At 72.2% G+C, this 25,609-nt stretch carries 25 protein-coding genes; 19 read left to right on the forward strand and 6 right to left on the reverse strand.

The window, feature by feature from the left end; genetic code table 11:
* Nucleotides 1-21 precede the first annotated feature (21 nt).
* Together SM418_RS27190 and SM418_RS27195 are read left to right on the forward strand one after the other, a co-directional pair.
* Nucleotides 22-780, forward strand: coding sequence for an ATP-binding cassette domain-containing protein (locus SM418_RS27190; protein WP_371946134.1), 759 nt, complete (start codon nucleotides 22-24; stop codon nucleotides 778-780).
* On the forward strand, nucleotides 780-2,006 hold the full coding sequence (locus SM418_RS27195) for an ROK family transcriptional regulator (protein WP_371946160.1): 1,227 nt from the start codon (nucleotides 780-782) through the stop codon (nucleotides 2,004-2,006). The genes SM418_RS27190 and SM418_RS27195 overlap by 1 nt, the downstream gene beginning before the upstream one ends.
* Before the next feature lie 8 nt (nucleotides 2,007-2,014).
* On the opposite strand, the gene SM418_RS27200 is transcribed toward SM418_RS27195, so the two are convergent.
* The 3 genes from SM418_RS27200 to SM418_RS27210 form a co-directional block, all read right to left on the reverse strand.
* On the reverse strand, nucleotides 2,015-3,235 hold the full coding sequence (locus SM418_RS27200) for a lysylphosphatidylglycerol synthase transmembrane domain-containing protein (protein WP_371946133.1): 1,221 nt from the start codon (nucleotides 3,233-3,235) through the stop codon (nucleotides 2,015-2,017).
* A 203-nt stretch (nucleotides 3,236-3,438) separates the two neighbouring features.
* Nucleotides 3,439-3,708 (reverse strand): hypothetical protein, encoded by a 270-nt coding sequence (locus tag SM418_RS27205; RefSeq protein ID WP_371946132.1) that lies wholly within the window; start codon nucleotides 3,706-3,708, stop codon nucleotides 3,439-3,441.
* 61 nt (nucleotides 3,709-3,769) lie between these two features.
* Entirely contained in the window at nucleotides 3,770-5,314 is a 1,545-nt protein-coding gene (locus SM418_RS27210; RefSeq protein ID WP_371946131.1) for a hypothetical protein, read from the reverse strand.
* A gap of 106 nt (nucleotides 5,315-5,420) precedes the next feature.
* On the opposite strand from SM418_RS27210, the gene SM418_RS27215 reads away from it, so the two are divergent.
* Nucleotides 5,421-6,122: an HAD family hydrolase gene (locus SM418_RS27215; protein WP_371946130.1), complete on the forward strand. Its 702-nt coding sequence runs from the start codon at nucleotides 5,421-5,423 to the stop codon at nucleotides 6,120-6,122.
* Here the strand turns inward: SM418_RS27215 and SM418_RS27220 are convergent.
* The 3 genes from SM418_RS27220 to SM418_RS27230 form a co-directional block, all read right to left on the reverse strand.
* Complete coding sequence (locus SM418_RS27220; protein WP_371946129.1) at nucleotides 6,114-7,181, reverse strand: TRM11 family SAM-dependent methyltransferase; 1,068 nt, start codon at nucleotides 7,179-7,181, stop codon at nucleotides 6,114-6,116. The two genes, SM418_RS27215 and SM418_RS27220, sit on opposite strands and share 9 nt — an antisense overlap.
* Nucleotides 7,182-7,276: 95 nt before the next feature.
* Nucleotides 7,277-7,651, reverse strand: a complete 375-nt coding sequence (locus SM418_RS27225) for a hypothetical protein (protein ID WP_371946128.1) — start codon at nucleotides 7,649-7,651, stop codon at nucleotides 7,277-7,279.
* Between the two features lie 76 nt (nucleotides 7,652-7,727).
* Nucleotides 7,728-8,684 carry a ferritin-like domain-containing protein gene (locus tag SM418_RS27230; protein ID WP_371946127.1) on the reverse strand — a complete coding sequence of 319 codons (957 nt, stop codon included), beginning with the start codon at nucleotides 8,682-8,684 and terminating at the stop codon, nucleotides 7,728-7,730.
* A gap of 222 nt (nucleotides 8,685-8,906) precedes the next feature.
* Here SM418_RS27230 and rimP point away from each other — a divergent pair, with 222 nt between their 5' ends.
* The 16 genes from rimP (at nucleotide 8,907) to SM418_RS27310 (ending at nucleotide 25,540) form a co-directional block, all read left to right on the forward strand.
* Nucleotides 8,907-9,644 (forward strand): ribosome maturation factor RimP, encoded by a 738-nt coding sequence (gene rimP, locus SM418_RS27235; protein WP_371946126.1) that lies wholly within the window; start codon nucleotides 8,907-8,909, stop codon nucleotides 9,642-9,644.
* A 25-nt stretch (nucleotides 9,645-9,669) separates the two neighbouring features.
* Nucleotides 9,670-10,719 (forward strand): transcription termination factor NusA, encoded by a 1,050-nt coding sequence (gene nusA / locus SM418_RS27240; protein WP_371946159.1) that lies wholly within the window; start codon nucleotides 9,670-9,672, stop codon nucleotides 10,717-10,719.
* A gap of 4 nt (nucleotides 10,720-10,723) precedes the next feature.
* Nucleotides 10,724-11,026: a YlxR family protein gene (locus SM418_RS27245; protein ID WP_371966120.1), complete on the forward strand. Its 303-nt coding sequence runs from the start codon at nucleotides 10,724-10,726 to the stop codon at nucleotides 11,024-11,026.
* A gap of 108 nt (nucleotides 11,027-11,134) precedes the next feature.
* On the forward strand, nucleotides 11,135-14,149 hold the full coding sequence (gene infB, locus SM418_RS27250) for a translation initiation factor IF-2 (protein ID WP_371966121.1): 3,015 nt from the start codon (nucleotides 11,135-11,137) through the stop codon (nucleotides 14,147-14,149).
* A gap of 210 nt (nucleotides 14,150-14,359) precedes the next feature.
* A complete protein-coding gene (locus SM418_RS27255) occupies nucleotides 14,360-14,668 on the forward strand; it encodes a DUF503 domain-containing protein (RefSeq protein WP_371944662.1) in 309 nt (102 codons plus the stop codon).
* A gap of 145 nt (nucleotides 14,669-14,813) precedes the next feature.
* Nucleotides 14,814-15,332 (forward strand): 30S ribosome-binding factor RbfA, encoded by a 519-nt coding sequence (gene rbfA, locus SM418_RS27260; protein WP_371944660.1) that lies wholly within the window; start codon nucleotides 14,814-14,816, stop codon nucleotides 15,330-15,332.
* Between the two features lie 80 nt (nucleotides 15,333-15,412).
* Complete coding sequence (locus tag SM418_RS27265; protein WP_371944658.1) at nucleotides 15,413-16,486, forward strand: DHH family phosphoesterase; 1,074 nt, start codon at nucleotides 15,413-15,415, stop codon at nucleotides 16,484-16,486.
* A 15-nt stretch (nucleotides 16,487-16,501) separates the two neighbouring features.
* Nucleotides 16,502-17,374, forward strand: a complete 873-nt coding sequence (truB, locus tag SM418_RS27270; protein WP_371944656.1) for a tRNA pseudouridine(55) synthase TruB — start codon at nucleotides 16,502-16,504, stop codon at nucleotides 17,372-17,374.
* Between the two features lie 156 nt (nucleotides 17,375-17,530).
* Nucleotides 17,531-18,199 (forward strand): PAQR family membrane homeostasis protein TrhA, encoded by a 669-nt coding sequence (gene trhA, locus SM418_RS27275; RefSeq protein WP_371944655.1) that lies wholly within the window; start codon nucleotides 17,531-17,533, stop codon nucleotides 18,197-18,199.
* A 95-nt stretch (nucleotides 18,200-18,294) separates the two neighbouring features.
* On the forward strand, nucleotides 18,295-19,239 hold the full coding sequence (locus SM418_RS27280) for a bifunctional riboflavin kinase/FAD synthetase (protein ID WP_371944653.1): 945 nt from the start codon (nucleotides 18,295-18,297) through the stop codon (nucleotides 19,237-19,239).
* A 224-nt stretch (nucleotides 19,240-19,463) separates the two neighbouring features.
* The gene (gene rpsO, locus SM418_RS27285) at nucleotides 19,464-19,733 is read left to right on the forward strand and encodes a 30S ribosomal protein S15 (protein ID WP_021599383.1); all 270 of its coding nucleotides are present in this window, start codon (nucleotides 19,464-19,466) and stop codon (nucleotides 19,731-19,733) included.
* A gap of 279 nt (nucleotides 19,734-20,012) precedes the next feature.
* Complete coding sequence (locus tag SM418_RS27290; protein WP_371944670.1) at nucleotides 20,013-22,340, forward strand: polyribonucleotide nucleotidyltransferase; 2,328 nt, start codon at nucleotides 20,013-20,015, stop codon at nucleotides 22,338-22,340.
* Nucleotides 22,341-22,454: 114 nt separating this feature from the next.
* Nucleotides 22,455-23,774, forward strand: a complete 1,320-nt coding sequence (locus SM418_RS27295; protein WP_371944650.1) for a M16 family metallopeptidase — start codon at nucleotides 22,455-22,457, stop codon at nucleotides 23,772-23,774.
* 59 nt (nucleotides 23,775-23,833) lie between these two features.
* Nucleotides 23,834-24,235 (forward strand): phage holin family protein, encoded by a 402-nt coding sequence (locus tag SM418_RS27300; RefSeq protein WP_371944649.1) that lies wholly within the window; start codon nucleotides 23,834-23,836, stop codon nucleotides 24,233-24,235.
* 31 nt (nucleotides 24,236-24,266) lie between these two features.
* Nucleotides 24,267-25,004, forward strand: coding sequence for a 4-hydroxy-tetrahydrodipicolinate reductase (dapB, locus tag SM418_RS27305; RefSeq protein ID WP_371944647.1), 738 nt, complete (start codon nucleotides 24,267-24,269; stop codon nucleotides 25,002-25,004).
* Entirely contained in the window at nucleotides 25,004-25,540 is a 537-nt protein-coding gene (locus tag SM418_RS27310) for a transglutaminase-like domain-containing protein (protein WP_371944645.1), read from the forward strand. Before dapB ends, SM418_RS27310 begins: the two co-directional genes overlap by 1 nt.
* Nucleotides 25,541-25,609 lie beyond the last annotated feature (69 nt).

A 25,609-nucleotide genomic window follows, 5' to 3' on the forward strand; every position in this document is an offset into this window, starting at 1 on the left:
GCACGGTGGGAGCCCCTCGGCATGTCAGTGACGCCAGCCGTCGACCTGCGCGGTATCGACAAGAGTTTCGGTTCCGTGAAGGTCCTGCACGGCGTGTCGTTCTCCGCCTACCCCGGTGAGATCACCGCGCTCGTCGGCGACAACGGCGCTGGCAAGACCACGCTGGTCAACTGCATCGGCGGCATCCACTCCTTCGACCGCGGCGAGTACCGGTTCGAGGGCGAGCCCGTGCGGGTCGCCAGCCCGCGCGCCGCCACCCGGCTCGGCATCGAGATCGTCCATCAGAACCTCGCGCTCTGCGAGAACCTCGACATCGTCCAGAACCTCTTCCTCGGCCGGGAGCGGCGCAGCGGCCTCGCCCTGGACGAGGACCTGATGGAGGAGACGGCGCGCACCGCGCTGTCGGGGCTCGCCGTCCGCGCGCTCGGCTCGGTCCGGCGGCGGGTCGCCACGCTCTCGGGCGGGCAGCGGCAGATCGTCGCGATCGCCCGCGCCGTCCTGCTGGACGCCAAGGTCGTCGTGCTGGACGAGCCGTCCGCCGCGCTCGGCGTCGCGCAGAGCCAGCAGGTCCTGGAGTTCGTCCGGCGGCTCGCCGACCGGGGCCTCGCCGTCGTGCTGATCTCGCACAACATGAACGATGTCTTCGCGATCTCCGACCGGATCGCCGCGCTCTACCTCGGCCGGATGGTCGCCCAGGTCAGGACCGCCGACGTCACCCACCGCCAGGTCGTCGAGCTGATCACCTCGGGCACCGGGGGAGAGTTGGGGCTGCGCCGATGATGAAGGCGGGCCCGTCGCAGGAGGACATCCGGCGGCACAACCTCGGGACGCTGCTGCGCTTCGTGCACCTGCGCGGCCCCGCGTCGCGGGCGACGCTCGCCGAGTCGCTCGGCCTCAACCGCAGCACGATCATGGCGCTGACGTCCGACCTCACCGCCGCCGGCCTGGTCCGCGAGGAGCTGCCGCGCGGCCCGGGGCGGCGCGCCGGGCGGCCGTCCCTCGTCGTCCGCCCCGAGTCGACCCGCGTGTACGTGCTGGCGTTCGAGGTCGGCGTCGACCGGCTCGTCGTCGCCCGGGTGGGCCTCGGCGGCGTCGTCCTGGACCGCCGCGAGGGCGTGCGGGTCCGCGACTCCGACCCGGCCGAGCTGCTCGGCGTGCTCGTCGCCGGCGCCCGGTCCCTGGTCCGCAAGGCCGAGCGGGACGCCGTCTGCGTCGGCGCCGCGCTCGGGTTCCCCGGCACCGTCCGCCGCTCCGACGACACCATCATGTTCGGCCCGAACCTCGACGTCGGCGACCTGCGGCTCGGTGACGCGCTGTCGCGCCGCCTCGGCCTCGGCCTCTCCGTGTCCGTCTGCAACGACGCCAACCTCGGCGCCCTGGCCGAACACGAACGCGGGGTCGGCGTGAACTGCGACAACCTCATCTACCTGCACGGCGACGTCGGCGTCGGCGGCGGCATCATCGCGCACGGCCGGCTGCTCGGCGGGGACGAGGGGTTCGGCGGCGAGATCGGCCACATGATCATCAACCCCGGCGGCCGGCGCTGCGCCTGCGGCTCCCACGGCTGCCTGGAGGCCGAGGTGGGCGAGCGGGCGCTGCTGCACCACGCGGGCCGCGAGGAGGCCCCCGGGCAGGCGGGCCGGGACGCGGTCCGCGACGTCCTGGCGTCCGCCGACGCGGGCGACATCGTGGCGCGGGAGGCTCTGCACCGCGTCGGCACGTGGCTCGGCCTCGGCGTCGCCAGCCTCGTCAACGTGTTCAACCCCGGCATGATCGTCTTCGGCGGGACGCTCCGCGACATCTACCTCGGCGCCGCCGCGCAGATCCGCAGCGTGCTCGCCACCGGCGCGCTCGCCGCTCCCCGCGAGAAGGTCAAGCTCCGTACCGCCGCGCTCGGCGACGACACGACCCTCGTGGGCGCCGCCGAGTTCGCCTTCGCCGAGGTCCTGGCCGACCCCGTCAAGGTCCTGACCCGTCTCCGGGCCCCCGAGGACACACCCGTCTGACCGCGCCGCTACGGACGCCGGGCCTCCGGGGCCTGCATGGGGACGGTCGTGTAGTGGGTGACGAACGCGAAGGCCATGAGGCCGTCCATCATGAGGCTGCCGGCGGACGCGAGGCGGGCCCTGATGCGGGCGCCCAGGCGGGCGTGCTCGTGCAGGCCGGCCCAGGCCAGCCAGCCGACCCCGACGACGGCCCAGTAGGAGACGAGGCGGTAGAGGCCCACGGCCGCCACGGCCGGGGACATGGTGGCGCCGAACGCGACCAGCGAGGCGGCCATGCTGCCCTCGATCGCGCCGAGGCCGCCCGGCAGCAGCGGGAGCATGCTGCCCGCCGCCTGGGCGGCGAAGTAGGTGAGGGCGACGCCGGTCGGCGGCACGTCGACGCCGACCGCGTTCGCCGCCGACAGCAGAGCCAGGATGTCGAACACCCAGTTCAGCAGGGCGAGCGAGGCGAGCGCCGCCCAGTCGCGGCGGGTCGGGCGCAGCACGTCGCGGACGCCGGCCAGCCGCTCGGCGTACGGGGCGATCTTGGGATGGGCGAGCGCGAACCGGTGAGCGCGGCGGATCGGCGCCGTCACCACGGCGCGCGGCCGGGGCCGGCGCAGGACGGGGACGAGCAGCACCGCCAGCAGCAGCGGGACGGCCATCGCGATCAGCGCCGGCCCGCGGGCGCGGGGGTCGGTGAGCAGCGCCAGCAGGCCGACCAGCGTGTAGGCGGTCGTGGTGATGACGCCGCCGGCGAGGATCACCGCCGTGGCGAGCCGCGCCGACGCCCCGCCGCGGCGGAACTGCCGGAACGTGTAGACGACGCTCACCGCGGGGCCCGCCGGCAGCGTCGTGGACAGCGCGTTGCCCGCGTAGGTGATCGCGAACGCGCGGCGCAGCGGCATCCGCAGGCCGCCGACGCGCAGCAGCCGTCGCTGCAGCCGGGCGAACGCGCCCATCGAGCCCGCCACCGACAGGACGACCATGGTGAGCCAGCCGGGATCGGCGTGCGACGCGGCCGACCAGATGGCGCCGAGGTCGGGAAGTTCGTCGCCGTAGAGGGGGATGGCGGCGACGGCCGCCAGGACCAGCGCCCACTGGACGATCAGCCCCGCCTTGCGCCGCCACCAGGGACGATCCGCCTGCTCCGCCTGCTCCGCCTGCTCTGCCGTTCGCCCGTCGCCGAGCGGGAAAGGGGATTCGACGTCGGCCGGAGGGCGGGCCGGTGCCGCGACTGTCTCATGCATGTCCCGGTCACCTCGCAAGCTAGCCCGCATTGCGCAACCTATGGCCCGCCTATGACATTCCCCTCGGTCCGAAAACGAATCGCAAAGGGACCCTCGTCACAGGCGTCACCGGTCTCCGGCGCTCGCGGGCCGATCAGGGGCGCCCTCCGGCGCCCGGACGCCGGGTCCGGTGCGGGCGCGCAGGGCGACGGTGCGGAGCGCGGTCAAGGTCTGCGGGTGGGGTTGACCGCGTCGGACTCGGCGGCGGTGTCCGGCCGGGGGCGCTCCTCGTCGCCCTCCCTGGCCGCCTGCTCCTCGTACTCGGTGATGCCGAGGCCGTCCCTGCTCTGCTCGGGCTCCTCGATCACCAGGTCCTCGGGCGGGTCGGTCACGTACTCCTCGGTCAGGGCGATCTCCTCGTCCTGATCGTTGTCGCCCATGTCGTCGATGTCCGCGCGGAAGTCGCGCGTCTCACCTGGCTCGCGTGCCCTCATGGTTCCTCCCGGTTCGCATCGTTTTCACCTGATCGCACCGGTATCCCCGCTGACCGGGTCCCTACTCGCGGTCACGGACGGCGACGAGCCCGCCGAGGACGCCCACGTACGCGGTCCCGTTCGGTCCGATGGTGACGGGCGCCCAGTTGTTGTCGAACCACTTGCCCGTGCCGGTGAGCACCTTGTAAACGGTCCGGCCCGTGTGCACGTCCACCGCGGTCAGGTACCAGGCATCGATGAGGTCCTTGCGGGGCTCCTTGGTGTAGAGATACAGCAGGCCGGCGGGAACGGAGACCTTGGCCACGGTGGACGGCGAACGCTCCGGGCTCGTCCAGACGGTCACGCAACCCTTCCCACCTGGCTGCACGTCCACCCGGCTCACCCCGCCGACGGACGACCCTCCTGGCGGGAGTTCGAAGAAGTTGCGGTAACCGTAGTTGTTCTCAACGAACAGGCTGTTGCCATAGCCGATGAGCGAGTTGTCCGTCGCGCTGGCCCCGCTGTTGAACACCGGGATCTCGCAGACGAGTTCGCCGTCGTCCCTGCGGCGGACTATCACGTGCATGCGGTCGTCGGCGTTGTCGGTGATGGCCACATAGTCGTCGCCGAAGAACGTGGGAGTCGTCCCCGAACCCTGGTCGATCTGGCCTGGCTTGCGTCCGCTGCCCCTGTCGTAGGGCTGGCGCCAGACGACCTTTGGGGTACCGGCACCGTCGGCCCGCATCTGGTAGAGCGCGTGATCGGAGACGATCGAGACACCATTCTCGGCCGCGGCGAACGAGTTCTGGATGCTCTCACCAGTGAGTTGCACCATCCGGACGGCGCCGGACTCCGCGTTCACCGTGCCGACCCGTCCGTTGCGCGTGATCCACCAGATCAGGCCGTCCCAGGCGGGGCCGACAGCGGTGATGGGGTCGCATTCACCCTTCGGCCACGGATTCGTCCACGTCGCGCAGTCATGGGGGAGGTACCCGCTCAGGTCCCAGTCGTCGGTCACCGTGAAGCGCCACTGGCCGTCCGCCCCCTTCTCGTGCGCGAAACGACGCAGGTGGAACGCCGAGTCCGCCAGCACGGCGCGATCCTGCGGGTCCAGGTAGTAATACGCCCCGCCGGAGGTGTCGGTGAGCACCTTGTCGAGGCTCAGCGAGAACACCGCCTGGACGGTCGAGGGCCTCGGCGGCAGGTCGTACGTCGCGAGGTCCTTCAGCGTCGTCGGGTCGATCAGCCGCAGGACGAAGTTCTGCCCGCGCGTGCACTGCGCGACGATCAGGCCGGTGCGGCGGGCGAACGTCACCGTCGAGCACAGCCCCGGCAGGCCGCCGCCCTTGGCCTCATTGAGCACCTCGGGATCGCGGCCGAGCGGCCCCGGGAACGGGTACGTGTCGGACGCGTAGCTGTCGGCGTGCATGGACGACGTCCCCACCGGCCCCTGATGGGGGTTGGCCGGAACAGGACGACCGGCCAGCGGCTCCGGCGTGGCCGGACCGCCGACGTACGCCGGGACGAACCCCCTGCCGGGCCCGTCGGGGATCGGATCCGCCGCCGCCGGAGCGGCTAGACAGGCCAGTGTGAGGGCCAGGAGGGCGGCGAGCAGGGGTCTGCGCATGAAGGGCTCCTAGACGGGGCGTGCGATGGCCCGGTCGCGCCCTCCGGGACGATCCACAGCGTAAAGGGAGATCGTCCGCTCCGCCCGGATGGTTACGATCCGGAGCATGGGTGTACAAGCTGTGATCTTCGACTGGGGCGGCACGCTGACCCCGTGGCACGACCTCGACCTCGCCGACATGTGGCGCGCGATCTGCTCCGCCCACCTGCCCGCCGACACCGTGGAGAAGGCCGCCGCCGCGCTCGCGGACGCCGAACTGGAGCTGTGGCGCCGCGGCAACGAGGAGCACCGGAGCGCCACGCTCGCCGAGGTCTTCGAGATGGCGGGCGTGGAGCCCACCGAGGCGCTCCTCGCGACGCTGTTCGAGACGTGGACCCCGCACACCCACACCGACCCCGCCGTCCCCGAGCTGTTCCAGGCCCTCCGCGAGCGCGGCATCAAGATCGGCGTCCTGTCCAACACCATCTGGACCCGGGAACTGCACGAGCGCGTCTTCGCCCGCGACGACGTCCTCGATCTGCTCGACGGCGCCGTCTACTCGAGCGAGATCCCCTGGACGAAACCGCACGCCGAGGCGTTCCGCGCCGCCATGGACGCCGTCGGCGCCACCGACCCCGCCTCCTGCGTCTTCGTCGGCGACCGCCCCTACGACGACATCCACGGCGCCAAGTCCGCCGGGCTGCGCGCCGTCCAGATCTGGCACCAGACCACCCACGCCTTCGAGCGGCCCGGCCTCATGCCCCCGGACGCCCTGATCCACGGACTCGACGAGCTGCTCCCGCACGTGGAGCAGTGGTACTCAGCCTGACGACGGTTTGCGGGCGGTGATCAGATCACGGGAGATGGCCTGGTCCACGCGGTGGCGGAAGCTCCGGTAGGCCTCCGAGTCCTGGACGTCGAGCCCGCTGGAGCCGAGGATCCCGGCGAGTTCCTCGCGGCGCCCGACGAAGGTGTTCCAGGAGATCCCGATGGCGCCGCCCGGACGCAGGAGCCGGGCCCACTCGGGGACGGCCGCCGCCAGCAGGTCGACGGGGCTGCGCGACAGCTGCGGCCTCCCCTTGGGGCCTGGTTGCGCACCCTTCGGCCGGCTGCCGTGCTGGACGCCGTACGGCGCGTCCGTCACGATCAGGTCGAACGAGGCGGGACGGAAGAACTTCCCGGCCTCCACGGAGTCGGCGTTCACGACGGTGATCTCCATCGTCTCGCCGCTCTTGTACTGCTCCTTGGACGCCCCCAGCGTCACATGGAGGCGGCGCCCGAGGAGGGCCTTCTCCCGCCGGATGTTGGCGATCTCGGCCTGATGCTTGACCCGGTTGTTCTTCAGCCAGGTCTTGATGAAGGCCGCGTAGGCGTCGAAGTCCTTGCCGTCGATGTCGATCCCGGCCGCGTCCAGCCCGTACATCATCGCCTGGTTGAGGGTCGTGCCCCGCCCGCACATGGGATCGAGGACTCGGGGACGGCCGGTCACCAGGTCCATGGGTGAATCCGTCGCCATCGCAGTGACGTTCAGCAGCAGCTTGGTGAAGTACTCGTTCGTCTTGCCGGAGTACTTCTGGATGGTGAGCAGGTCGCTGCCGAACACATCGAGCGGCTGGAGCGTGACCGGACGCAGCAGCCCGTCCTCGATCTGGAACAGCGCGTAGAGCGACGACAGGTTCGACAGGAGACGGACGTCCTGCTCTGTCAGCTCGTCGGCGGAGAACGTCACGTACGGGACGCCGCCCATCACCGTCTCCTGGGCGTCGCGCACGCGCCCGCCAAGGGCCCTCTCACTGAACACGGTCAGTTCGGCCTTCACCAGGTCGGCGGCGGCCTGGGCGTAGACGCGGTTGTGCGAGGGGGAGACGAGAAGGCCGTACGCGGTCATTCGCAGAACCTTATTGGATGGCAGGAGCGAAGACCGCCGGGGCAGAAGCTCCCGGCGGTCCCCGTACGGCCCTCGGGCGGGCCGTTCCTCCCCGGCTAGGCCGCTCGTTCGGAACGCTCGGCGCCTTCAGAACGCTCGGCGCCTTCGGAACGCTCGTCATCTTCACGATGTTCGGGACGCTCCGCGTCGTCGGGAGCGTCCGGCGCGTCACCGGCGGGGAGCTCCGCCCTGCCGGGGCCTTCGACGGCCGGCAGGTCGGGCAGGTGCCGCGAGGCGGCGGCCAGCAGCTCCTGCACGCGGCCCTTGAGGCTCGCGAGGTCGGCGCGCGCCACGTCCGCCTGCGCCTGTGCCCTGCGCGCCTGGCGCCGCGCGGCGTCACGCTCGGCCGCGAGCCGGTTCAGCTGTTCGTGATAGGCGTCCCTCAGCTCGTCGAGGGCGCTGCGCCCGCTCTCCTGCGGAGTCGTGGTCACGTCTGGGCTCCTCCCCCGAGTTGTCCGATGGGACCAACGCGATCGATGCCGCGCATCGTTCCCGCCGTGTGGAAGATCACTCACCCGGTTCGGGACGAGGCGAGAGCGCCGCGGACGGCAGCCCGGGGAACGCGTCCCGCGGGATCGCGGCGCCCGCCTTCACGCGCCACCGGGCCGACCGCGCCATCGCCCGCTGCGCGCTGTCGGCGGCGAACGCCCGCAGGTCGGGGGAGGAGGCGCCGGCGAGGCCGACGTAGGCGGGGACGAGATCGTCCTCCAGCGCCACCGCGAGCCGCGCGGCGCCGCGGGCGTCGGAGACCCTGACCCGCGGCCGGTAGGCGGTCGCCGCCGGGACGGGCTCGCCGGACAGGATCGACTCCAGCCGGTCGCGCTGCGCCCGGTGGCCGTTCCACATGTCCTTCGCGACCTCCCGCAACGCCCCGGTCAACCGGGCCCCGAGCAGCCCGTACCCGTAGACGGCGGCGTGCTCGGCGGCCAGTGCCGCCCGCAACGCCTCCGCGTCGGACGTCGACCGGACGGCCGGAGCCCGGCCCTTGACCGTCCCGGCGTGGCCCGCCTCGCAGGCGCCGATGCTCGCGAGCAGCTGGGCCAGCGCGGGGTCGGCCTTGGCGGCGTCGGCCGTCCGCGCCCTGGCGGCGCGGTCCTCCGCGTCGCGCAGCAGGGTGAGCGCGGCCGAATCTCCGGCGGGGATCTGGGAAGCGGTTCCCGCGGACGGGACGGCGCCGCCCTCGCTCGCCCGGTCGCCGGAGCCGGGCACGTAATGCCGCTTCAGCACCGCCAGATGCTCCCGGTGATGCGCGAGGACGGGATCCAGCCTCCCGGCCAGCGGAGCGTGCGCCGACCGCGCCGCCTCATAGGCGGCGATCAGGTTCTGCTCGGCCACGATGGCGCCCACGAGCAGGGGAACGTCCGCGTGCGGGGCCGTCTTCGCCTCGCACCCCGACAGCCACGGCAGGATCAGCGCGGCCCCGCCGCCGAGCAGCAGCGCGCGCCGCGGCATCGCCTCTGGCAAGGCAGACTCCTCACCCGGTGGTGGAGGTGGTGGAGGCCCGCTGCGGTCCCCGTCCCCGGACGCGTCCATCAGGCCAGCTCAAGCATTCCATATCCGCCGCGCCGGTGAGCCGTCCGAAAGACCGCCGCGGTCTCCGGCTGTCGATAGTCTTGAGGTGTCGACGGACGAACGGTGACATCCGCGATCGCAAGCGTGACAACAGAGGGAAGGCGAGGAGGGCCCATGAGCGTCGAGTCCCGCGGTGGCCGCGCTCAGGGCGAGCACGGCGCCGAGAGGCGCGCCCCCGACGGAGGCGCCCCCGGCAGGCGTCCCGACGCCCCCGCGCGCCCCGCGCGCGACACGGCCGTCGCCGAGCTGACCGGGCTGCTCGCGCCCGCCGTGGCCGAGGCGGGCCTCGACCTGGAGGAGGTCGACGTGCGCCCGGCCGGCCGCCGCCGGCTCGTCAAGATCGTCGTGGACGGGGACGGCGGGGTCGACCTCGACGACGTCGCCAGGGTGAGCGAGACGGCCTCCCGGCTGCTCGACGAGTCCGACGTCATGGGGACCTCGCCCTACGTGCTGGAGGTGACCTCGCCCGGCGTCGACCGCCCCCTCACCGAGCCGCGGCACTGGCGCCGTGCCGTCGGCCGGCTGGTCGTCGCCCCGCTGACCGAGGGAGGCCAGATCGAGGGCCGCGTTGTCGCGGCCGACGACGAGGCCGTCGAGATCGACGTCGTCCAGAAGCGCCGGGCCAAGGGGGCCGGGGCCAAGACCGGGTCGCAGGCCGGGTCGCAGGCCGGGTCGAAGGGCGGGGCGCAGGGCGGGGCGAAGGGCGGCAGCACGTCCGCCGGACAGAAGGGCGCCGAGACGGTGCGGCGCAGGTACGGCCTGGCTGAGCTGGGGAGCGGCCGTGTGCAGGTGGAGTTCAAACCCCTGGACCACAAGGCCGAGGAAAAGCGTTCTCCGGCTGAGCCGGACTAGAGGGGGGAACCTCGTGGACATCGACATGACCGCCCTGCGGGGCCTGGAGAGCGAGAAGGACATCTCGCTCGACGTGGCCGTCAAGGCCATCGAAGACGCCCTGCTGATCGCCTACCACCGGACGGAGGGCGCGGCGCCGAAGGCGCGCGTCGAGCTGGACCGGCAGAGCGGGCACGTGACCGTGTGGGCGACCGAGACCGACGAGGAGGGCAACGACCTCCGCGAGTACGACGACACCCCGACCGGATTCGGCCGCATCGCGGCGACCACCGCCAAGCAGGTGATCCTGCAGCGGCTGCGGGACGCCGAGGACGAGCTGACGTTCGGCGAGTACGCCGGACGCGAGGGCGACATCGTCAGCGGCATCATCCAGCAGGGCAAGGACCCGCGGAACGTGCTGGTCGACCTCGGCAAGATCGAGGCGGTGCTGCCGCCGCAGGAGCAGGTGCCGGGCGAGCGCTACGACCACGGCGAGCGGCTGCGCGCCTACGTGGTGCAGGTCCGCAAGGGGCACCGCGGTCCCTCGGTGCAGCTGTCGCGGACGCACCCGAACCTCGTCCGCAAGCTGTTCGCGCTGGAGGTGCCCGAGATCGCCGACGGCACCGTGGAGATCGCGGCGATCGCCCGCGAGGCCGGCCACCGCACCAAGATCGCGGTGCGCTCGCGCAAGTCCGGCGTCAACGCCAAGGGGGCCTGTATCGGCCCGCTCGGCGGCCGGGTCCGCAACGTGATGGCCGAGCTGCACGGCGAGAAGATCGACATCGTGGACTGGTCGGAGGAACCCGCCGAGTTCGTCGGGAATGCCCTGTCGCCCGCGCGGGTTTCCCATGTCGAGGTCATCGACGCCGACGCCCGCGTCGCCCGGGTGATCGTGCCGGACTACCAGCTCTCCCTCGCCATCGGCAAGGAAGGGCAGAACGCGCGCCTCGCGGCCCGGCTGACCGGCTGGCGAATCGACATCCGGTCCGACACCGAGTCCGAGCAGACGCCCGTGAAATCCGCTGAGCCCGGTCAAACGGGATCTTCTACGTCAGGAGAGCATGCGACAGGCCCCGCCGACGCCTCGGCGCGGTAGACTCATGGAACGTGGCCGGACGGCCCCTGTTCGCACGTGTGCGGGCTGCCGGGTCCGAACGGCCAAGTCCGACCTGCTGCGCCTGGTGGTGGTCGAGGGCGTCATCGTCCCCGACCCCCGTGGGCGGCTGCCGGGGCGGGGTGCGCATCTGCATCCCGACCTTGCGTGCCTCGAGCTCGCAGAGCGACGTCGGGCGTTCCCCAGGGCATTCCGCCTTCCGGGGCCGCTCGACGTCAGTGCGCTGCGGGAGCGGCTTGCGGCACGCGCCGCGCAGCAGCAGGATGGCCGAACGGTAAGCGACGTCTAGTCGGAAGCAGGTCGAGATTGCTATGAGCGCTCGATGAGCACGCCGCGATGAGTACGGCAAGTTAGCGACGGTCCGGAGGCCGCACCCCCGGACCGAGTAGGGAGTGCAGTGGCCAAGGTCCGGGTGTATGAACTCGCCAAGGAGTTCGGTGTAGAGAGCAAGGTCGTCATGGCCAAGCTCCAGGAAATGGGCGAGTTCGTCCGGTCGGCGTCCTCCACAATCGAGGCGCCGGTCGTACGCAGGCTGACAGAAGCCTTCTCCAATTCTTCTTCTTCGTCCTCCAAGCAGGGGGACAAGCGGGGCGCGCCGAAGCGACCTTCGGGTCCGCGTCCCGCCGCGCCGCGTCCGGGTCCCTCCGGCGGCGCGTCCGACTCGCAGGGCGCGCGCCCGCAGGCCCCCCGGCCCGCCGCGCCGCGCCCGCCCGCGCCCAAGCCGGGCCCCGCGGGCCCGGGAACGGGCGGTCCGGGAGCCGGCGGTCAGGGCGGCGGGATGCCCAAGCCGGGCCCGCGCCCGCCCGTCCCGCCGGCGCCGAGCACGCCGGTGAACGTCCCCGCGGCGCAGGGCCCGAGCGCCCCGCCCGCGGCCGGTCCGGCGGCCGGCAACGGCGCCGGCACCCGTGCGCCGGGCGGCCCGAAGCCGGGTCCCCGCGCGCCCAAGCCGGGTCCGCGTCCCGGCCCGCGCCAGGGCGGCGGCGGTGGAGGCGGCGGCCGGCCGCGTCCGGGCAACAACCCGTTCAGCTCGACCAACACCGGCATGGGCCAGGCGCCCAAGCCGGGCCCGCGTCCCGGCCCGCGGCCGGGCGGTGACCGCCCCGGCGGCGACCGTCCCGGCGGCCCGGCCGGAGGCCCGCGTCCCGGCGGCCGTCCCGGCGGTGCGCCGGGCGCCGGCGGCCCGCGGCCGAACCCGGGGAGCATGCCGCCCCGGCCGGGCGGCCCGCGGCCGAGCCCGATGAACATGCCGTCCTCGCGGCCCGCCGGCGCCCCCGGGCGCGGCGGTCCGGGCGGCGGCGGCCGCGGTCCGGGCGGCGGAGGCCGTCCCGGTGGCGGCGGCGGTGGCGGTCGCGGCCCCGGTGGCGGCGGTCGTCCCGGCGGTGGCGGCGGCGGCTTCGGCGGCCCCCGCGCGGGCGGCGGCGGTCGTCCCGGCGGCGGTGGCGGTTTCGGTCCCCGTCCCGGTGGCGGCGGCCGTGGCCGCGGCGGCACGCAGGGCGCGTTCGGCCGTCCCGGCGGCCGTCCCGCGCGCGGACGCAAGTCGAAGCGCGCGCGTCGTCAAGAGTTCGAGAACATGCAGGCGCCCGCCGTCGGCGGCGTCTCGGCTCCGCGTGGCAACGGCAAGATCATCCGGCTGCCGCAGGGCGCGTCCCTGACCGACTTCGCCGAGAAGATCGGCGCCAACCCGGCGTCGCTCGTCGCGATCATGATGCATCTCGGCAAGATGGTCACCGCGACCCAGTCGGTCGACCCCAGCGACCTCGAGGAGCTCGGCGTCGAGCTGGACTTCGACGTCCAGGTCGTCAGCCCAGAGGACGAGGACCGCGAACTCCTCGAGTCGTTCGACATCGAGTACGGCGAGGACGAGGGCGGCGAGGAGAACCTCCAGTCGCGTCCGCCGGTGGTCACCGTCATGGGCCACGTCGACCACGGTAAGACCAAGCTGCTGGACGCGGTCCGGCACGCCAACGTGCAGGCGGGCGAGGCCGGCGGCATCACCCAGCACATCGGCGCCTACCAGGTCGAGACCGAGGTCGACGGCCAGGACCGCAAGATCACCTTCATCGACACCCCGGGTCACGAGGCGTTCACCGCCATGCGCGCCCGCGGTGCCGACACCACCGACCTGGTGGTGCTGGTGGTCGCCGCGGACGACGGCGTCAAGCCGCAGACCACGGAGGCGATCGACCACGCCACCGCGGCCGGCGTGCCGATCGTCGTCGCGGTCAACAAGATCGACGTCGAGGGCGCGGACCCGAACCGCGTCCGGGCGCAGCTCACCGAGTACGGCCTGATCGCCGAGGAGTTCGGCGGCCAGACGCAGTTCGTCGACGTGTCCGCCAAGCAGGGCACCAACATCGACGGGCTGCTGGAGGCGATCATCCTGACCGCCGACGCCGAGCTCGACCTGAAGGCCAACCCCGAGATGCCCGCCCAGGGCTCGGCCATCGAGGCCCACCTGGACAAGGGCCGGGGCGCCGTGGCGACCGTGCTGGTGCAGCGCGGCACGCTGCGGGTCGGCGACTCGATCGTCTGCGGTGTGGCCAACGGCCGCGTGCGGGCGATGCTCGACGAGAACGGCAACAACGTCGAGGAGGCGGGCCCGTCCCGTCCGGTGATGGTGCTCGGCCTCGCGGCCGTGCCCGGCGCCGGCGACAACTTCCTGGTCGTCGACGACGACCGGGTCGCCCGGCAGATCGCCGACAAGCGGGTCGCGCGCAAGCGCAACGCCGAACTGCTCAAGAGCCGCAAGAGCAGCTCCCTGGAAGAGCTGTTCAGGGACCTGGAGCGGGGCGAGCGGCAGGAACTGCTGCTCATCCTCAAGGGCGACGTGTCCGGTTCCGTCGAGGCGCTGGAGGACTCGCTCCTCAAGATCGACGTGGGCGAAGAGGTGCACCTGCGGATCATCCGCCGCGGCGTCGGCGCGATCACGCAGGACGACGTCAACCTGTCGCTGGCGTCCGAGGGCGCGGTCATCATCGGCTTCAACGTGCGGCCCGAGCGCAACGCGCAGGAGCTGGCCGACCGCGAGGGCGTGGACATCCGGTACTACTCGATCATCTACCAGGCGATCGAGGAGATCGAGGCGGCCCTCAAGGGCATGCTCAAGCCGGAGTTCGAGGAGCACCAGCTCGGCACGGCGGAGGTCCGCGAGATCTTCAAGGTGCCGCGGATCGGCAACATCGCCGGTTCGATGGTCACCTCGGGGATCATCCAGCGCAACGCCAAGGCCCGCCTCGTCCGGGACGGCGTCGTGGTCGCCGACAACCTCACGGTGTCCTCGCTGCGACGCTTCAAGGAGGACGCGACCGAGGTCCGCGACGGCTTCGAGTGCGGTATCGGCGTGGGGTACAACGACATCAAGCTCGGCGACGTCATCGAGTGCTACGAGATGCGGGAGAAGCCCCGCGACTGAGGTCGGCGGCACGTCCGCGCGACCCGGCCACGCACGGCCGGGTCCGCGCGGGCGGCCCGACCGTCGCCGATGTGATCGTTAAATCGGATGACAGGACGCCAGGCGGATCTTCTAGCCTGGCGTCCGTCATGTCCGGCCGTTCCCGCCCCCGCGGTGCGGCCGGGAACACGGCGGGAGACCCCCGTCGTTCCATCTTCAGAAGATCCCGAGGTGATCGACCAGGTGTACGTGGGTGCGCTGACACTCGATTTGCTGCTGGGGGACGTCCGCTCGCTGAAGCAGAAGCGGTCCGTCGTCCGGCCCATCATCGCCGAGGTGCACAAGCACTTCCCGGGGGTGGCCGTCGCCGAGACCGGCGGCAACGACCTGCACCGCAGGGCGGAGATCGGGGTGGCGGTGGTCTCGGGCACCGCCGCGAACTGCACCCAGGTGCTCGACCAGTGCGAACGCCTGGTGGCCGGGCGGCCGGAGATCGAACTCCTGTCCGCCCGCCAGCGCGTCTTCAACGACGAGGACTGATCGGCGGCTGGAACCGGGCGTCCGATGGCGTGGAGCCCGCCGTTCGTTCCGCATCGAGGTATGGGGGCATTCCCCCACAAATAGAACGACGGCTTTCGCCGTCGCACCACAGAGGGTCGGCAGACCATGGAAAGGGAGTGCGATCATGGTGGACGCAGCCCGGGCGCGCAAGCTCGCCGACCGCATCCAGCAGATCGTGGCCGAGATGCTGGAGAGGCGGATCAAGGATCCGCGGCTCGGTTTCGTGACCGTGACGGACACCCGCATCACCAATGACCTGCGCGACGCGACCGTGTACTACACGGTCTACGGGTCGGACGGCGAGCGCGCCGAGACGGCCGCCGCGCTGGAGAGCGCCAAGGGCGTCATCCGGTCCGAGGTCGGCAGGAGGACGGGGGTCCGGCACACGCCCAGTATCACCTTCGTCATGGACTCCCTGATGGAGAACGCGGCGCACATCGACGACCTGCTGGCCCAGGCGCGCGCGAAGGACGCCGAGGTGGCGCGGGCCGCGCAGGGCGCGTCACCGGCCGGTGAGGCGAACCCGTACCGGGAGGCCGACTCGGACGAAGCGGATGAAGGAGACGCCGGAGAAGGCGACTTCGACGACCACGACGCGGTGGGGGACGGTGAGGACGGCCGTTCCGGACGCCCGCCATCGTGAGCGGATCTGAGGGCCGCGCGGAGACGCCGGGCGCCGGGCGGCCGGACGAGTGCCGCCTGCACGATACGGACCGTCATACCGTGAGCGACCACGACATCGTCTCGCGCGGTGGCGGCGGTGGCGCGCGGCACGGCGGGCCCGCCGTGCCCGACGGCGCGTCCGCCGAGCTGGAATGGGACCGCGCGGTCGAGTTGATCGGGGCGGCGGAGGAGATCTGCCTCGCCTGCCACGTGGCGCCGGACGGTGACGCGCTCGGCTCCATGCTGGCGCTGGCGCAGGCACTCCGAGCGCTGGGCAAGCGGTGCGTCGCGTCCTTCGCGGACCCGTTCACCGTGCCGGCGATCCTGCGGTTCCTGCCGGGCCAGGAGATGCTGGTGGAGCCCGCGCGGGTGCCGTCCGCCCCGGAGCTGATGATCTCGCTGGACGCGGCCGGCCGGGCGCGGCTCGGCGGCCTCGCCGGGCGCACCGACCGGGCCGGCGCGCTCATCGTCGTCGACCATCACGCGTCCAACACCGCGTTCGGCGGCGTCCGGCTCGTCGACCCGGACGCCGCCGCCACCGCGGTGCTGGTAGAGGAGCTGATCCGCAGGCTCGGCGTCCCGCTGGACCGCGACATCGCGCTCGGCCTGTACGCGGGGCTCGCCAGCGACACCGGCTCGTTCAAGTACCCGTGTACGACCCCGGAGGTCCACGACCTGGCGGGACGGCTGCTGGCCGCGGGCGTCCGGCCGGACGCGGTCGGCCGCGAGCTGTGGGACCGGGCGCCGTTCGGCTACCTGCAGGTCCTCGCGGGCGCGCTGGCGCGGGCCCGGCTGGAGCGCGACGCGGCCGGCGGCCTCGGCCTGGTCTGGACGACGGTCGCCCGCGCGGACCGGGACGACCGCGACGTCGACTACGACCAGCTCGAAGGGGTCATCGACCAGCTCAGGCGCACCGACGAGGCCGAGGTCGCGGTCGTGTGCAAGGAGAACGACCGGGGCGAGTGGTACGTGTCCACCCGCTCCAAGGGCTTGGTCGACGTGGGCCGCGCCTGCGTCGATCTCGGCGGGGGCGGGCACCGTACCGCCGCCGCGTTCACCATGGGCGGGGAGCCCGCCTGCATCATCGACCGGCTGCGCGCGGCGCTGCGCGTGCCCGGCGATCCCGACGACTGATATTTCGGAGCGCGCGTGGACAATTCGGGACTCGTCATCGTGGACAAGCCCGCCGACTGGACGTCGCACGACGTGGTCGGGAAGATGCGGCGGATCGCCAGGACCCGGCGGGTCGGGCACGCCGGCACGCTCGACCCGATGGCGACGGGCGTGCTCGTCCTCGGGGTCGGCAAGGCCACCCGCCTGCTCGGGCATCTCGCGCTGACGGAGAAGGGGTACGACGCCACGATCCGCCTCGGGCAGTCGACGAACACCGACGACGCGGAGGGCGAGATCACCGCGACGGCGTCCGCCGCGTCCGTCACGGACGAGGCCCTGCGCGCGGGCGTCGCCGACCTGACCGGGCCGATCCAGCAGGTGCCGCCGCAGGTCAGTGCGATCAAGGTGAACGGCGAGCGGGCCTACAAGATGGCCCGCAAGGGCGAGGAGGTCGCGCTGGCGGCCCGCCCGGTGACCGTGCACGGGTTCACGGTGACGGGCGTCCGGCGGCAGGGCGACCTGATCGACGTGGACGCGTCGGTCTCGTGCTCGTCCGGTACCTACATCCGCGCGCTGGCCCGCGACCTCGGCGCGTCGCTCGGCTGCGGCGGCCACCTCACCGCGCTGCGCCGCACCCGTGTCGGCCCCTATGACCTGTCCATGGCGCGGACGCTCGACCAGCTCGCCGAGAAGCCGGAGATCCTTCCGATGGGCGAGGCGGTCGCCGCGGTGTTCCCGCGCAGGGACGTCTCGGACGAGGACGCCCGCAAGGTCGCGCACGGCGGGCGGCTGCCCGCCGCGGGGCTCGGGCCGGGGCCGGTCGGCGTCTTCGGGCCGGACGGCACGCTGCTCGCGCTCGTCGAGGAGCAGGGCAGGCTCGCCAAGCCCCTCGCGGTCTTCGTGCCCTGACCGGGTCCGCTCTCCTGACCGGCGGGCGTACCGGTGGGCGACGCTCCTGTACGGCGGCCGCGCTCGTGGTGAGCATCACCGGGCGAAGGGGATGCGCGGAAACCCTACGCGCGCGTAACCTACGTGAGCGTAGGTTCGCTTGGTGAGGAGGTGTCCGTGACCACGGTGAAGGACCAGCCCCCGGTGGCGTCCCCGACCCGCCCTCGGCTGCGCGGCTGGCTGCACCTCGGCGCTTTCCCCGCGGTGCTGGTCGCCGGGCTGGTGCTGGTCGCGCTCGGCCCGAGCGTGCACGCGCGGCTCGCGTCGGCGGTGTACGTGGCGACGTCGGGGATGCTGTTCGGGATCTCCGGGACGTACCACCGGCAGCAGTCGCCCCGGCTGATCGAGGTACTGCGCCGGTTCGACCATGCCAACATCTACCTGATCATCGCCGGGACGTACACGCCGTTCGCGGTCGTGGCGCTGGACGGCGGCCTGCGCGTCGCCGTCCTCGTCACCGTCTGGGCGGGCGCCGTCGCCGGCGTCGTCTTCCGGACGACCTGGATCGGCGCCCCGCGCTCCCTCTACGTGAGCCTCTACATCGTGCTGGGCTGGGTCGCGGTGTTGTTCCTGCCGCAGTTCCTGGACGGCGCGGGCGTCGCGGCCTGCGTGCTGGTCGCGACCGGCGGCATCTGCTACAGCGTCGGCGGGGTCGTGTACGGCCTGCGCCGCCCGAACCCCTCGCCGCGCTGGTTCGGCTTCCACGAGGTCTTTCACGCCTGCACGCTCGCCGCCTACATCCTGCAGTACATCGCCGTGTCGCTGGTCGTCTACCAGTCGGGCTGACGGGTACCCCTGGGTGCGACTAGAGCGTCGCGTGCATGGCACTCTTAAGGACGGCAGAATAAGCCGGCAGGCACGTCCTACGCAGGGAGAGAATGGTGCGGCGTTGGAATGGCCTCGACGAGGTTCCCGCGGACTGGGGCCGTTCAGTGATCACCATCGGGGTGTTCGACGGCGTGCACCGCGGCCATCAGCGGATCGTCGGCGCCGCGGCGGACGACGCCCGCCGCCGCGGCCTGCGCTCGGTGGTCATCACGTTCGACCCGCATCCCGACGAGGTCGTCCGGCCGGGCACCCATCCGCCGCTGCTCGCCACCACCAAGCGCCGCGTCGAGCTGCTGGAGGGCCTCGGCACGGACGCGGTCGTGGTCGTGCCGTTCACCCTTGAGCTGTCCAAGACGCCGCCGGACGAGTTCGTCCGGCAGGTGCTGGTCGACCGGCTGCACGCCGCGCACGTCATCGTCGGCGAGGACTTCCGCTTCGGGCACAAGGCCAAGGGGGACGTCGTGCTGCTGCGCGAGCTCGGCGAGAAGTACGACTTCACCGCCGAGGGCATGCCGCTTGTGGCCAACGGCGACACGATCTCGTCGACCTACATCCGGGAACGGCTCTACGCGGGCGAGGTCGACGCGGCGGCGCGCGCGCTGGGCCGTCCGCACCGCGTCGAGGGCATCGTCGTCCGCGGCCACCAGCGGGGCCGCGCGCTCGGGTTCCCCACGGCCAACCTGGAGACGCCGCCGAACACCGCGATCCCGGCCGACGGCGTCTACGGCGGCTGGCTGGTCTGCGACTCCGACCGCTACCCGGGCTTCCGCTGGCCCGCCGCGATCTCCATCGGGACGAACCCGACCTTCGAGGGCGCGGGGGAGCGGACCGTGGAGGCGTACGCGCTGGACCGCGACGACCTCGACCTGTACGGCGAGCACATGGGCGTGGACTTCACCGCCCGCATCCGCGACACGCTGAAGTTCGACTCGGTCGACGCGCTGATCGACGAGATGCGCCGGGACGTGGCGCGGGCTCGGGAGATCACCTCCGACTGATTGCCCGCGAACCGCCCGATCCGCTGCATACCCTGCGATAACAGAGGTTTTCGCTTCGTGACGGGGTGGGTTTCCGGCGTGGTACGGTGAATAGTCGCCGGGAAGGGCCCCGGCGCGGCTGGCTGCACCCTCATGCGGCCCGCCATCTCTTCACCACGCACCATGCGGACCTTTGCGCCCTCGGGGCCAGGATCTGCGGGTGACGATCCCATCGAAGGAGCCACGTGTCGCTCGACACCGCCACCAAGAACCAGATCATCGCCGAGTACGCGACCACTGAGGGTGACACCGGATCGCCGGAGGTCCAGGTCGCGCTGCTGACGCGCCGCATCAACGATCTGACCGAGCACCTCAAGGAGCACAAGCACGACCACCACAGCCGCCGCGGCCTGCTGCTGCTGGTCGGCCGTCGTCGCCGCCTCCTGAAGTACCTGAGCAACAAGGACATCAACCGCTACCGGCAGCTGATCGAGCGACTCGGCCTGCGCCGCTAGCACGGTGAGGGAGTGGCCCGGCCGGGCCACTCCCTTCCTTTTACGGCCGGCGGGCCCGGGAAGGGCCGTCCGCCCCGCCGTACAACTGCAGACAAGCCTCGCGGACACCGCTGGTGCGGGCCGGTCCTCGGTAGTGGCTTCCGGATCCGTTCCGCCGCATCGGCGGAGATCTCGATCCGGCTGCTTCGATCGAAGACCGGCAGCGTGACAAGCCACGGGAAACGGCCGCGAGGACCGACCTGGAACCTGAGGAGGTTTCCCGTGACAGAAGCCGTGCGCATCGACGGAGCGCAGAGCACCGAGGCCGTGATCGACAACGGCACGTTCGGCACCCGCACCATCCGCTTCGAGACGGGCCGGCTGGCCCGCCAGGCGGCCGGCTCCGCCGTCGCCTATCTCGACGACGAGACGATGGTGCTGTCGGCGACCACCGCGTCCAAGAAGCCCAAGGAGAACCTGGACTTCTTCCCGCTGACCGTGGACGTCGAGGAACGGATGTACGCGGCCGGGCGCATCCCCGGCTCGTTCTTCCGCCGCGAGGGCCGGCCCTCCGAGGACGCGATCCTCACCTGCCGGCTGATCGACCGGCCGCTGCGCCCCTCGTTCACCAAGGGTCTGCGCAACGAGATCCAGGTCGTCGAGACGATCATGGCGCTGCACCCCGACCACCTGTACGACGTCGTGGCGATCAACGCCGCCTCGATGTCCACGCAGCTGGCCGGCCTGCCGTTCTCCGGCCCGATCGGCGGCGTCCGCGTCGCGCTGATCGAGGGCCAGTGGGTCGGTTTCCCCACCCACCCCGAGCTCGAGCGCGCCACCTTCGACATGGTCGTCGCCGGGCGCGTCCTGCCGGACGGCGACGTCGCGATCATGATGGTCGAGGCGGAGTCCACCCGCGACACCATCAAGCTCGTCGGCGAGGGCGCCACCGCCCCGACCGAGGAGACCGTCGCCGAGGGCCTCGAGGCGGCCAAGCCGTTCATCAAGGAGCTGTGCAAGGCGCAGAGCGACCTCGCGGCCGTCGCCGCCAAGGAGACCGCCGAGTACCCGCTCTTCCTCGACTACCAGGACGACGTGCTCGAGGCCGTCACCGACGCCGTCAGCGGCGACCTCGCGCAGGCGCTGACCATCGCCGGCAAGCAGGAGCGCGAGTCCCGGCTCGACGAGATCAAGGCGGCCGCCGCCGACAAGCTCGCCGAGCAGTTCGAGGGGCGGGAGAAGGAGATCTCCGCCGCCTACCGCGCCGTCACCAAGAAGCTGGTCCGCGAGCGGGTCATCCGCGACGGGCTGCGCATCGACGGGCGGGGCCTGAAGGACATCCGCCAGCTCACCGCGGAGGCGCACGTCGTCCCGCGCGTGCACGGCTCGGCGCTGTTCGAGCGCGGCGAGACCCAGATCCTCGGCGTCACGACGCTGAACATGCTCCGCATGGAGCAGACGATCGACACGCTGAACCCCGAGCGCACCAAGCGCTACATGCACAACTACAACTTCCCGCCGTACTCCACCGGTGAGACCGGCCGGGTCGGCTCGCCGAAGCGCCGCGAGATCGGGCACGGCGCGCTCGCCGAGCGCGCCCTGCTCCCGGTGCTGCCGAGCCGCGAGGAGTTCCCGTACGCGATCCGGCAGGTGTCGGAGGCGATCAGCTCCAACGGCTCCACCTCGATGGGCTCGGTCTGCGCGTCCACCATGTCGCTGCTGGACGCGGGCGTCCCGCTGAAGCAGATGGTGGCGGGCATCGCGATGGGCCTGATCAACGAGGGCGACGAGTACGTCACGCTCACCGACATCCTCGGTGCCGAGGACGCGTTCGGCGACATGGACTTCAAGGTCGCCGGCACCCGTGACCTGATCACCGCGCTGCAGCTCGACACCAAGCTCGACGGCATCCCCGCCTCGGTGCTGGCCGCCGCGCTGAAGCAGGCCAAGGGCGCGCGCCTCGCGATCCTGGACGTCATGCAGGAGGCCATCGAGGCGCCCGCCGAGATGAGCCCGAACGCGCCGCGGATCATCACGATCAAGGTCCCGGTCGACAAGATCGGCGAGGTCATCGGCCCCAAGGGCAAGATGATCAACTCGATCCAGGACGACACCGGCGCCGACATCACGATCGAGGACGACGGCACCATCTACGTCGGCGCCACCGACGGCCCGTCCGCCGAGGCCGCGCGGCAGGCGATCAACTCGATCGCGAACCCGCACATGCCGGAGGTCGGCGAGCGGTTCCTCGGCACCGTCGTCAAGACCACCACGTTCGGCGCGTTCGTGTCGCTGCTGCCCGGCAAGGACGGCCTGCTGCACGTCTCGCAGATCCGCAAGCTGCACGGCGGCGCCCGGATCGAGAACGTCGAGGACGTGATGGGCGTCGGCGAGAAGATCCAGGTCGAGGTCACCGAGATCGACCAGCGCGGCAAGCTGTCGCTGGTGCCGGTCGAGGTGGTCGAGCGCGAGGCCGCCGAGAAGGGCGACGCGGGCGACGGCGCCGCCGCCGAGGAGCCGGCCGAGGCCGACTCCGGTGAGCGCCGGCCGCGCCGGGACGACGGGGAGCGCGCCCCGCGCCGCCGCCGCACCCGCCGCGGCGACGACTCCGGCCAGCGCAACTCCTGACCGCGAGCGGCCCGCCGTCGAACAGTCGAGCGCGGCCGTCCTCCCCGGAGGGCGGCCGCGGGGCTGGGGACGGCGGGCCGCCTGCCGCTTCCAACGACGGAATGTGAGCGAGACGTGACCCTGCCGGCGTGGGCGCAGGAGCCCGGCACCACCACCACGATCCACACCGACGGGGCCGGCGCGGTGCGCCGCACCGTCCTGCCCGGCGGGCTCCGGATCATCACCGAGACGATGCCGACCGTGCGCTCCGCCGCGTTCGGGATCTGGTCGGCGGTCGGCTCCCGCGACGAGGGGCCCGCCGACGCCGGCGCCAGCCACTACCTGGAGCACGTGCTGTTCAAGGGCACGAAGCGGCGGTCGGCGCTGGAGATCTCCGCGGCGATCGACGCGGTCGGCGGCGACCTCAACGCGTTCACCGCGAAGGAGTACACCTGCTACTACGCGCGGGTGCTGGACGCCGACCTGCCGCTCGCCGTGGACGTCGTGTCCGACATGGTCGCCGAGTCGGTCAACCGTCCCGAGGACGTCGAGGCCGAGCGCGGTGTGATCCTCGAAGAGATCCACATGCGCGACGACGACCCGGGCGACCTCATCCACGACGAGTTCTCCACCGCGCTGTACGGGGAGACGCCGCTCGGCCGTCCCATCCTCGGCACCGAGGACTCCATCAACGCCCTGTCGCGCGACCGGATCCACGGCTACTACCGGGAGCACTACGTCCCGTCCAAGCTGGTGGTGTCGGTGGCGGGCAACATCGACCACGAGGAGGTCGTCCGGCTGGTGTCCCGCGCGTTCGCCGAGCACCTCACCGGCGACGCCGCGCCCGCCGCGCCCCGGCTGGACGGCGCGCCCGCCCCGGTCGACCCGCGCAGCGTGGTGATCGACAAGGACACCGAGCAGGCGCACATCATCCTCGGCGGCGCCGGCGTGTCCCGCACGGACGACCGCCGGTTCGCGCTGGGCGTGCTGAACGCGGCGCTCGGCGGCGGCATGTCGTCCCGCCTCTTCCAGGAGATCCGGGAGAAGCGGGGCCTCGCCTACTCGGTCTACAGCTACACCGCCCAGTACGCCGACTCCGGCATCTTCGGCGTCTACGCGGGCTGCCAGCCCGCCAAGGCCGAGGAGGTCCTGTCGATCTGCCGGGACGAGCTCGGGAAGGCCGCCGAGGAGTGCCTCACCGACGAGGAGTTGGAGCGCGGCAAGGGGCAGTTGCGCGGCGCCATGGTCCTCGGCCTGGAGGACACCGGCTCCCGGATGAGCCGCATCGGCAAGAGCGAGCTGGTCTACGAGTCGCTGCTGCGGGTGGAGGAGGTCCTGGCGCGCATCGAGGCCGTCACCCTGGACGACGTCCGCGCCATCGCCGCCGAGGTGCTGTCGGCTCCGCAGGCCCTCACCGTCATCGGCCCCGTCGGCGACCGGGTCTTCAGCGCGTGAACCGTCCGGGCCGGGTCGCGATCCGTTAGGCGGCCGCCCCGATCGGGTAGATCGGGCGCGTGAAGATCCTCGTCAGGCTCGTCATCTCCGCGATCGCCCTGTGGGTCGCGGAGGCGGTGGTCGACGGTGTCGAGCTCACCGCCGGGAGCACGACCGAGCGGGTGCTGACCCTGCTCGTCGTGGCGGCCGTCTTCGGCGTCGTCAACGCCGTCCTCAAGCCCGTGATCCAGGTTCTGGGCTGCGCGTTCTACATCCTGACCCTCGGGCTGTTCGCCCTGTTCGTGAACGCGGGCCTGCTCATGCTGACGAGCTGGGTCGCGGGCGAACTCGACCTGCCCTTCCACGTCGAGTGGTTCTGGCCCGCCTTCTGGGGCGCGATCATCGTCGGCGTCGTGAGCTGGCTCCTCAACCTGTTCGTCGCCGACGAGGCGCGCGGACCGGGCGGGCGCTCGTGGCGATAGGCTCGGCCGGGACGCCAACCGGGAGGAACACGTGATCAAGGTCGGGGTGCTGGGCGCGCAGGGCCGCATGGGGGCCGAGGTGTGCCGTGCCGTGCGGGGAGCCGACGACATGGAACTCGTCGCGGCCGTCGACCAGGGGGAGGCGCTCGACGCGCTCACCGCCGCCGAGGTCGTCGTCGACTTCACCCACCCCGGCGTCGTCATGGACAACCTCAAATGGTGCGTCGAGCGCGGACTGCACGTCGTCGTCGGCACCAGCGGCTTCGACCCGCCCCGGCTCGACACGGTCCGCTCCTGGCTGACCGACGAGTCGTCCGGGAACGTCCTCATCGCTCCGAACTTCGGGATCGGCGCGGTGCTGATGATGCACTTCGCGCAGAAGGCCGCCCCGTTCTTCGAGTCCGTCGAGATCGTCGAGACGCACCACCCGAACAAGGCCGACGCCCCGTCCGGCACCGCCTACCGCACCGCGGAACTGGTCGCCGCCGCGCGCGCCGAGGCCGGGGTGTCGCCGTCCCCCGACGCCACCACCTCGGAGATCGACGGCGCCCGCGGCGCGGACGTGGACGGCGTCCGGGTGCACGCGGTCCGCATGTCCGGCGCCGTCGCCCACCAGGAGGTCGTCCTCGGCGGCCACGGCGAGCTGTTCACCATCCGGCACGACTCGATGAACCGCGAGTCGTTCATGCCGGGCGTCCTCCTCGCCGTCCGCAGGGTCCCTGAGATGGACCGGCTCACGCTCGGCATCGAGACGCTCCTCGGCCTGTGATGGACTTCGCCGCCGACCCCTGGGACTACCTCGCCGCGTCGGAGGCGATCGACATCGAGCACCCGCTCGTGCAGTCGATCGCCGCGGAACTGCGCACGGGCGACGACATCACCTACGCCCGTTCCGCGTTCGACTACGTCCGCGACCGGATCCCGCACTCGATGGACGCCGGCGATCTCCGCGTCCCCTGGCGCGCCTCCGACGTCCTCGACCAGCGGACCGGCCTCTGCTACGCCAAATCCCACGCCTACGTCGCTCTGCTCCGCGCAGGGGGCATCCAGGCCGGCCTCTGCTACCAGGAATCGTCCGGCGTCCTGCACGGCCTCAGCACCGCCCTGGTGGACGACCGCTGGGTCCTTCTCGACCCGAGGGGCAACAAGCCGGGCATCGACGTGCGTTTCTCCCCGTCGGAGGACTGCCTCGCCTTCCCCGACGACCGGGTCTACCCGACGATCTACGCGGCGCCGCCCGACGCCGTCCTGGAGGGCCTCAAGGCGATGCCCGAACCGGCGGCACTCCCGGCACCCCTCGAATGACCTCCGCCCCGCCTCTCCCGCCGACCACGAGCTTGTGCGGGGGCGGGAGGCGGGCCTAGCGTTCGGCGG

The sequence above is a fragment of the Actinomadura chokoriensis genome, from assembly GCF_041463665.1.
Lineage (GTDB): Bacteria > Actinomycetota > Actinomycetes > Streptosporangiales > Streptosporangiaceae > Spirillospora > Spirillospora chokoriensis_A.

What these genes read in the sequence shown, in the direction of transcription:
- SM418_RS27190 (WP_371946134.1), top strand. Translation starts at nt 22, where the DNA reads ATGTCAGTGACGCCAGCCGTCGACCTGCGCGGTATCGACAAGAGTTTC.
- SM418_RS27195 (WP_371946160.1), top strand. Translation starts at nt 780, where the DNA reads ATGAAGGCGGGCCCGTCGCAGGAGGACATCCGGCGGCACAACCTCGGG.
- SM418_RS27200 (WP_371946133.1), bottom strand. Translation starts at nt 3,235, where the DNA reads ATGCATGAGACAGTCGCGGCACCGGCCCGCCCTCCGGCCGACGTCGAA.
- SM418_RS27205 (WP_371946132.1), bottom strand. Translation starts at nt 3,708, where the DNA reads ATGAGGGCACGCGAGCCAGGTGAGACGCGCGACTTCCGCGCGGACATC.
- SM418_RS27210 (WP_371946131.1), bottom strand. Translation starts at nt 5,314, where the DNA reads ATGCGCAGACCCCTGCTCGCCGCCCTCCTGGCCCTCACACTGGCCTGT.
- SM418_RS27215 (WP_371946130.1), top strand. Translation starts at nt 5,421, where the DNA reads ATGGGTGTACAAGCTGTGATCTTCGACTGGGGCGGCACGCTGACCCCG.
- SM418_RS27220 (WP_371946129.1), bottom strand. Translation starts at nt 7,181, where the DNA reads ATGACCGCGTACGGCCTTCTCGTCTCCCCCTCGCACAACCGCGTCTAC.
- rimP (WP_371946126.1), top strand. Translation starts at nt 8,907, where the DNA reads ATGAGCGTCGAGTCCCGCGGTGGCCGCGCTCAGGGCGAGCACGGCGCC.
- nusA (WP_371946159.1), top strand. Translation starts at nt 9,670, where the DNA reads ATGACCGCCCTGCGGGGCCTGGAGAGCGAGAAGGACATCTCGCTCGAC.
- SM418_RS27245 (WP_371966120.1), top strand. Translation starts at nt 10,724, where the DNA reads ATGGAACGTGGCCGGACGGCCCCTGTTCGCACGTGTGCGGGCTGCCGG.
- rbfA (WP_371944660.1), top strand. Translation starts at nt 14,814, where the DNA reads ATGGTGGACGCAGCCCGGGCGCGCAAGCTCGCCGACCGCATCCAGCAG.
- SM418_RS27310 (WP_371944645.1), top strand. Translation starts at nt 25,004, where the DNA reads ATGGACTTCGCCGCCGACCCCTGGGACTACCTCGCCGCGTCGGAGGCG.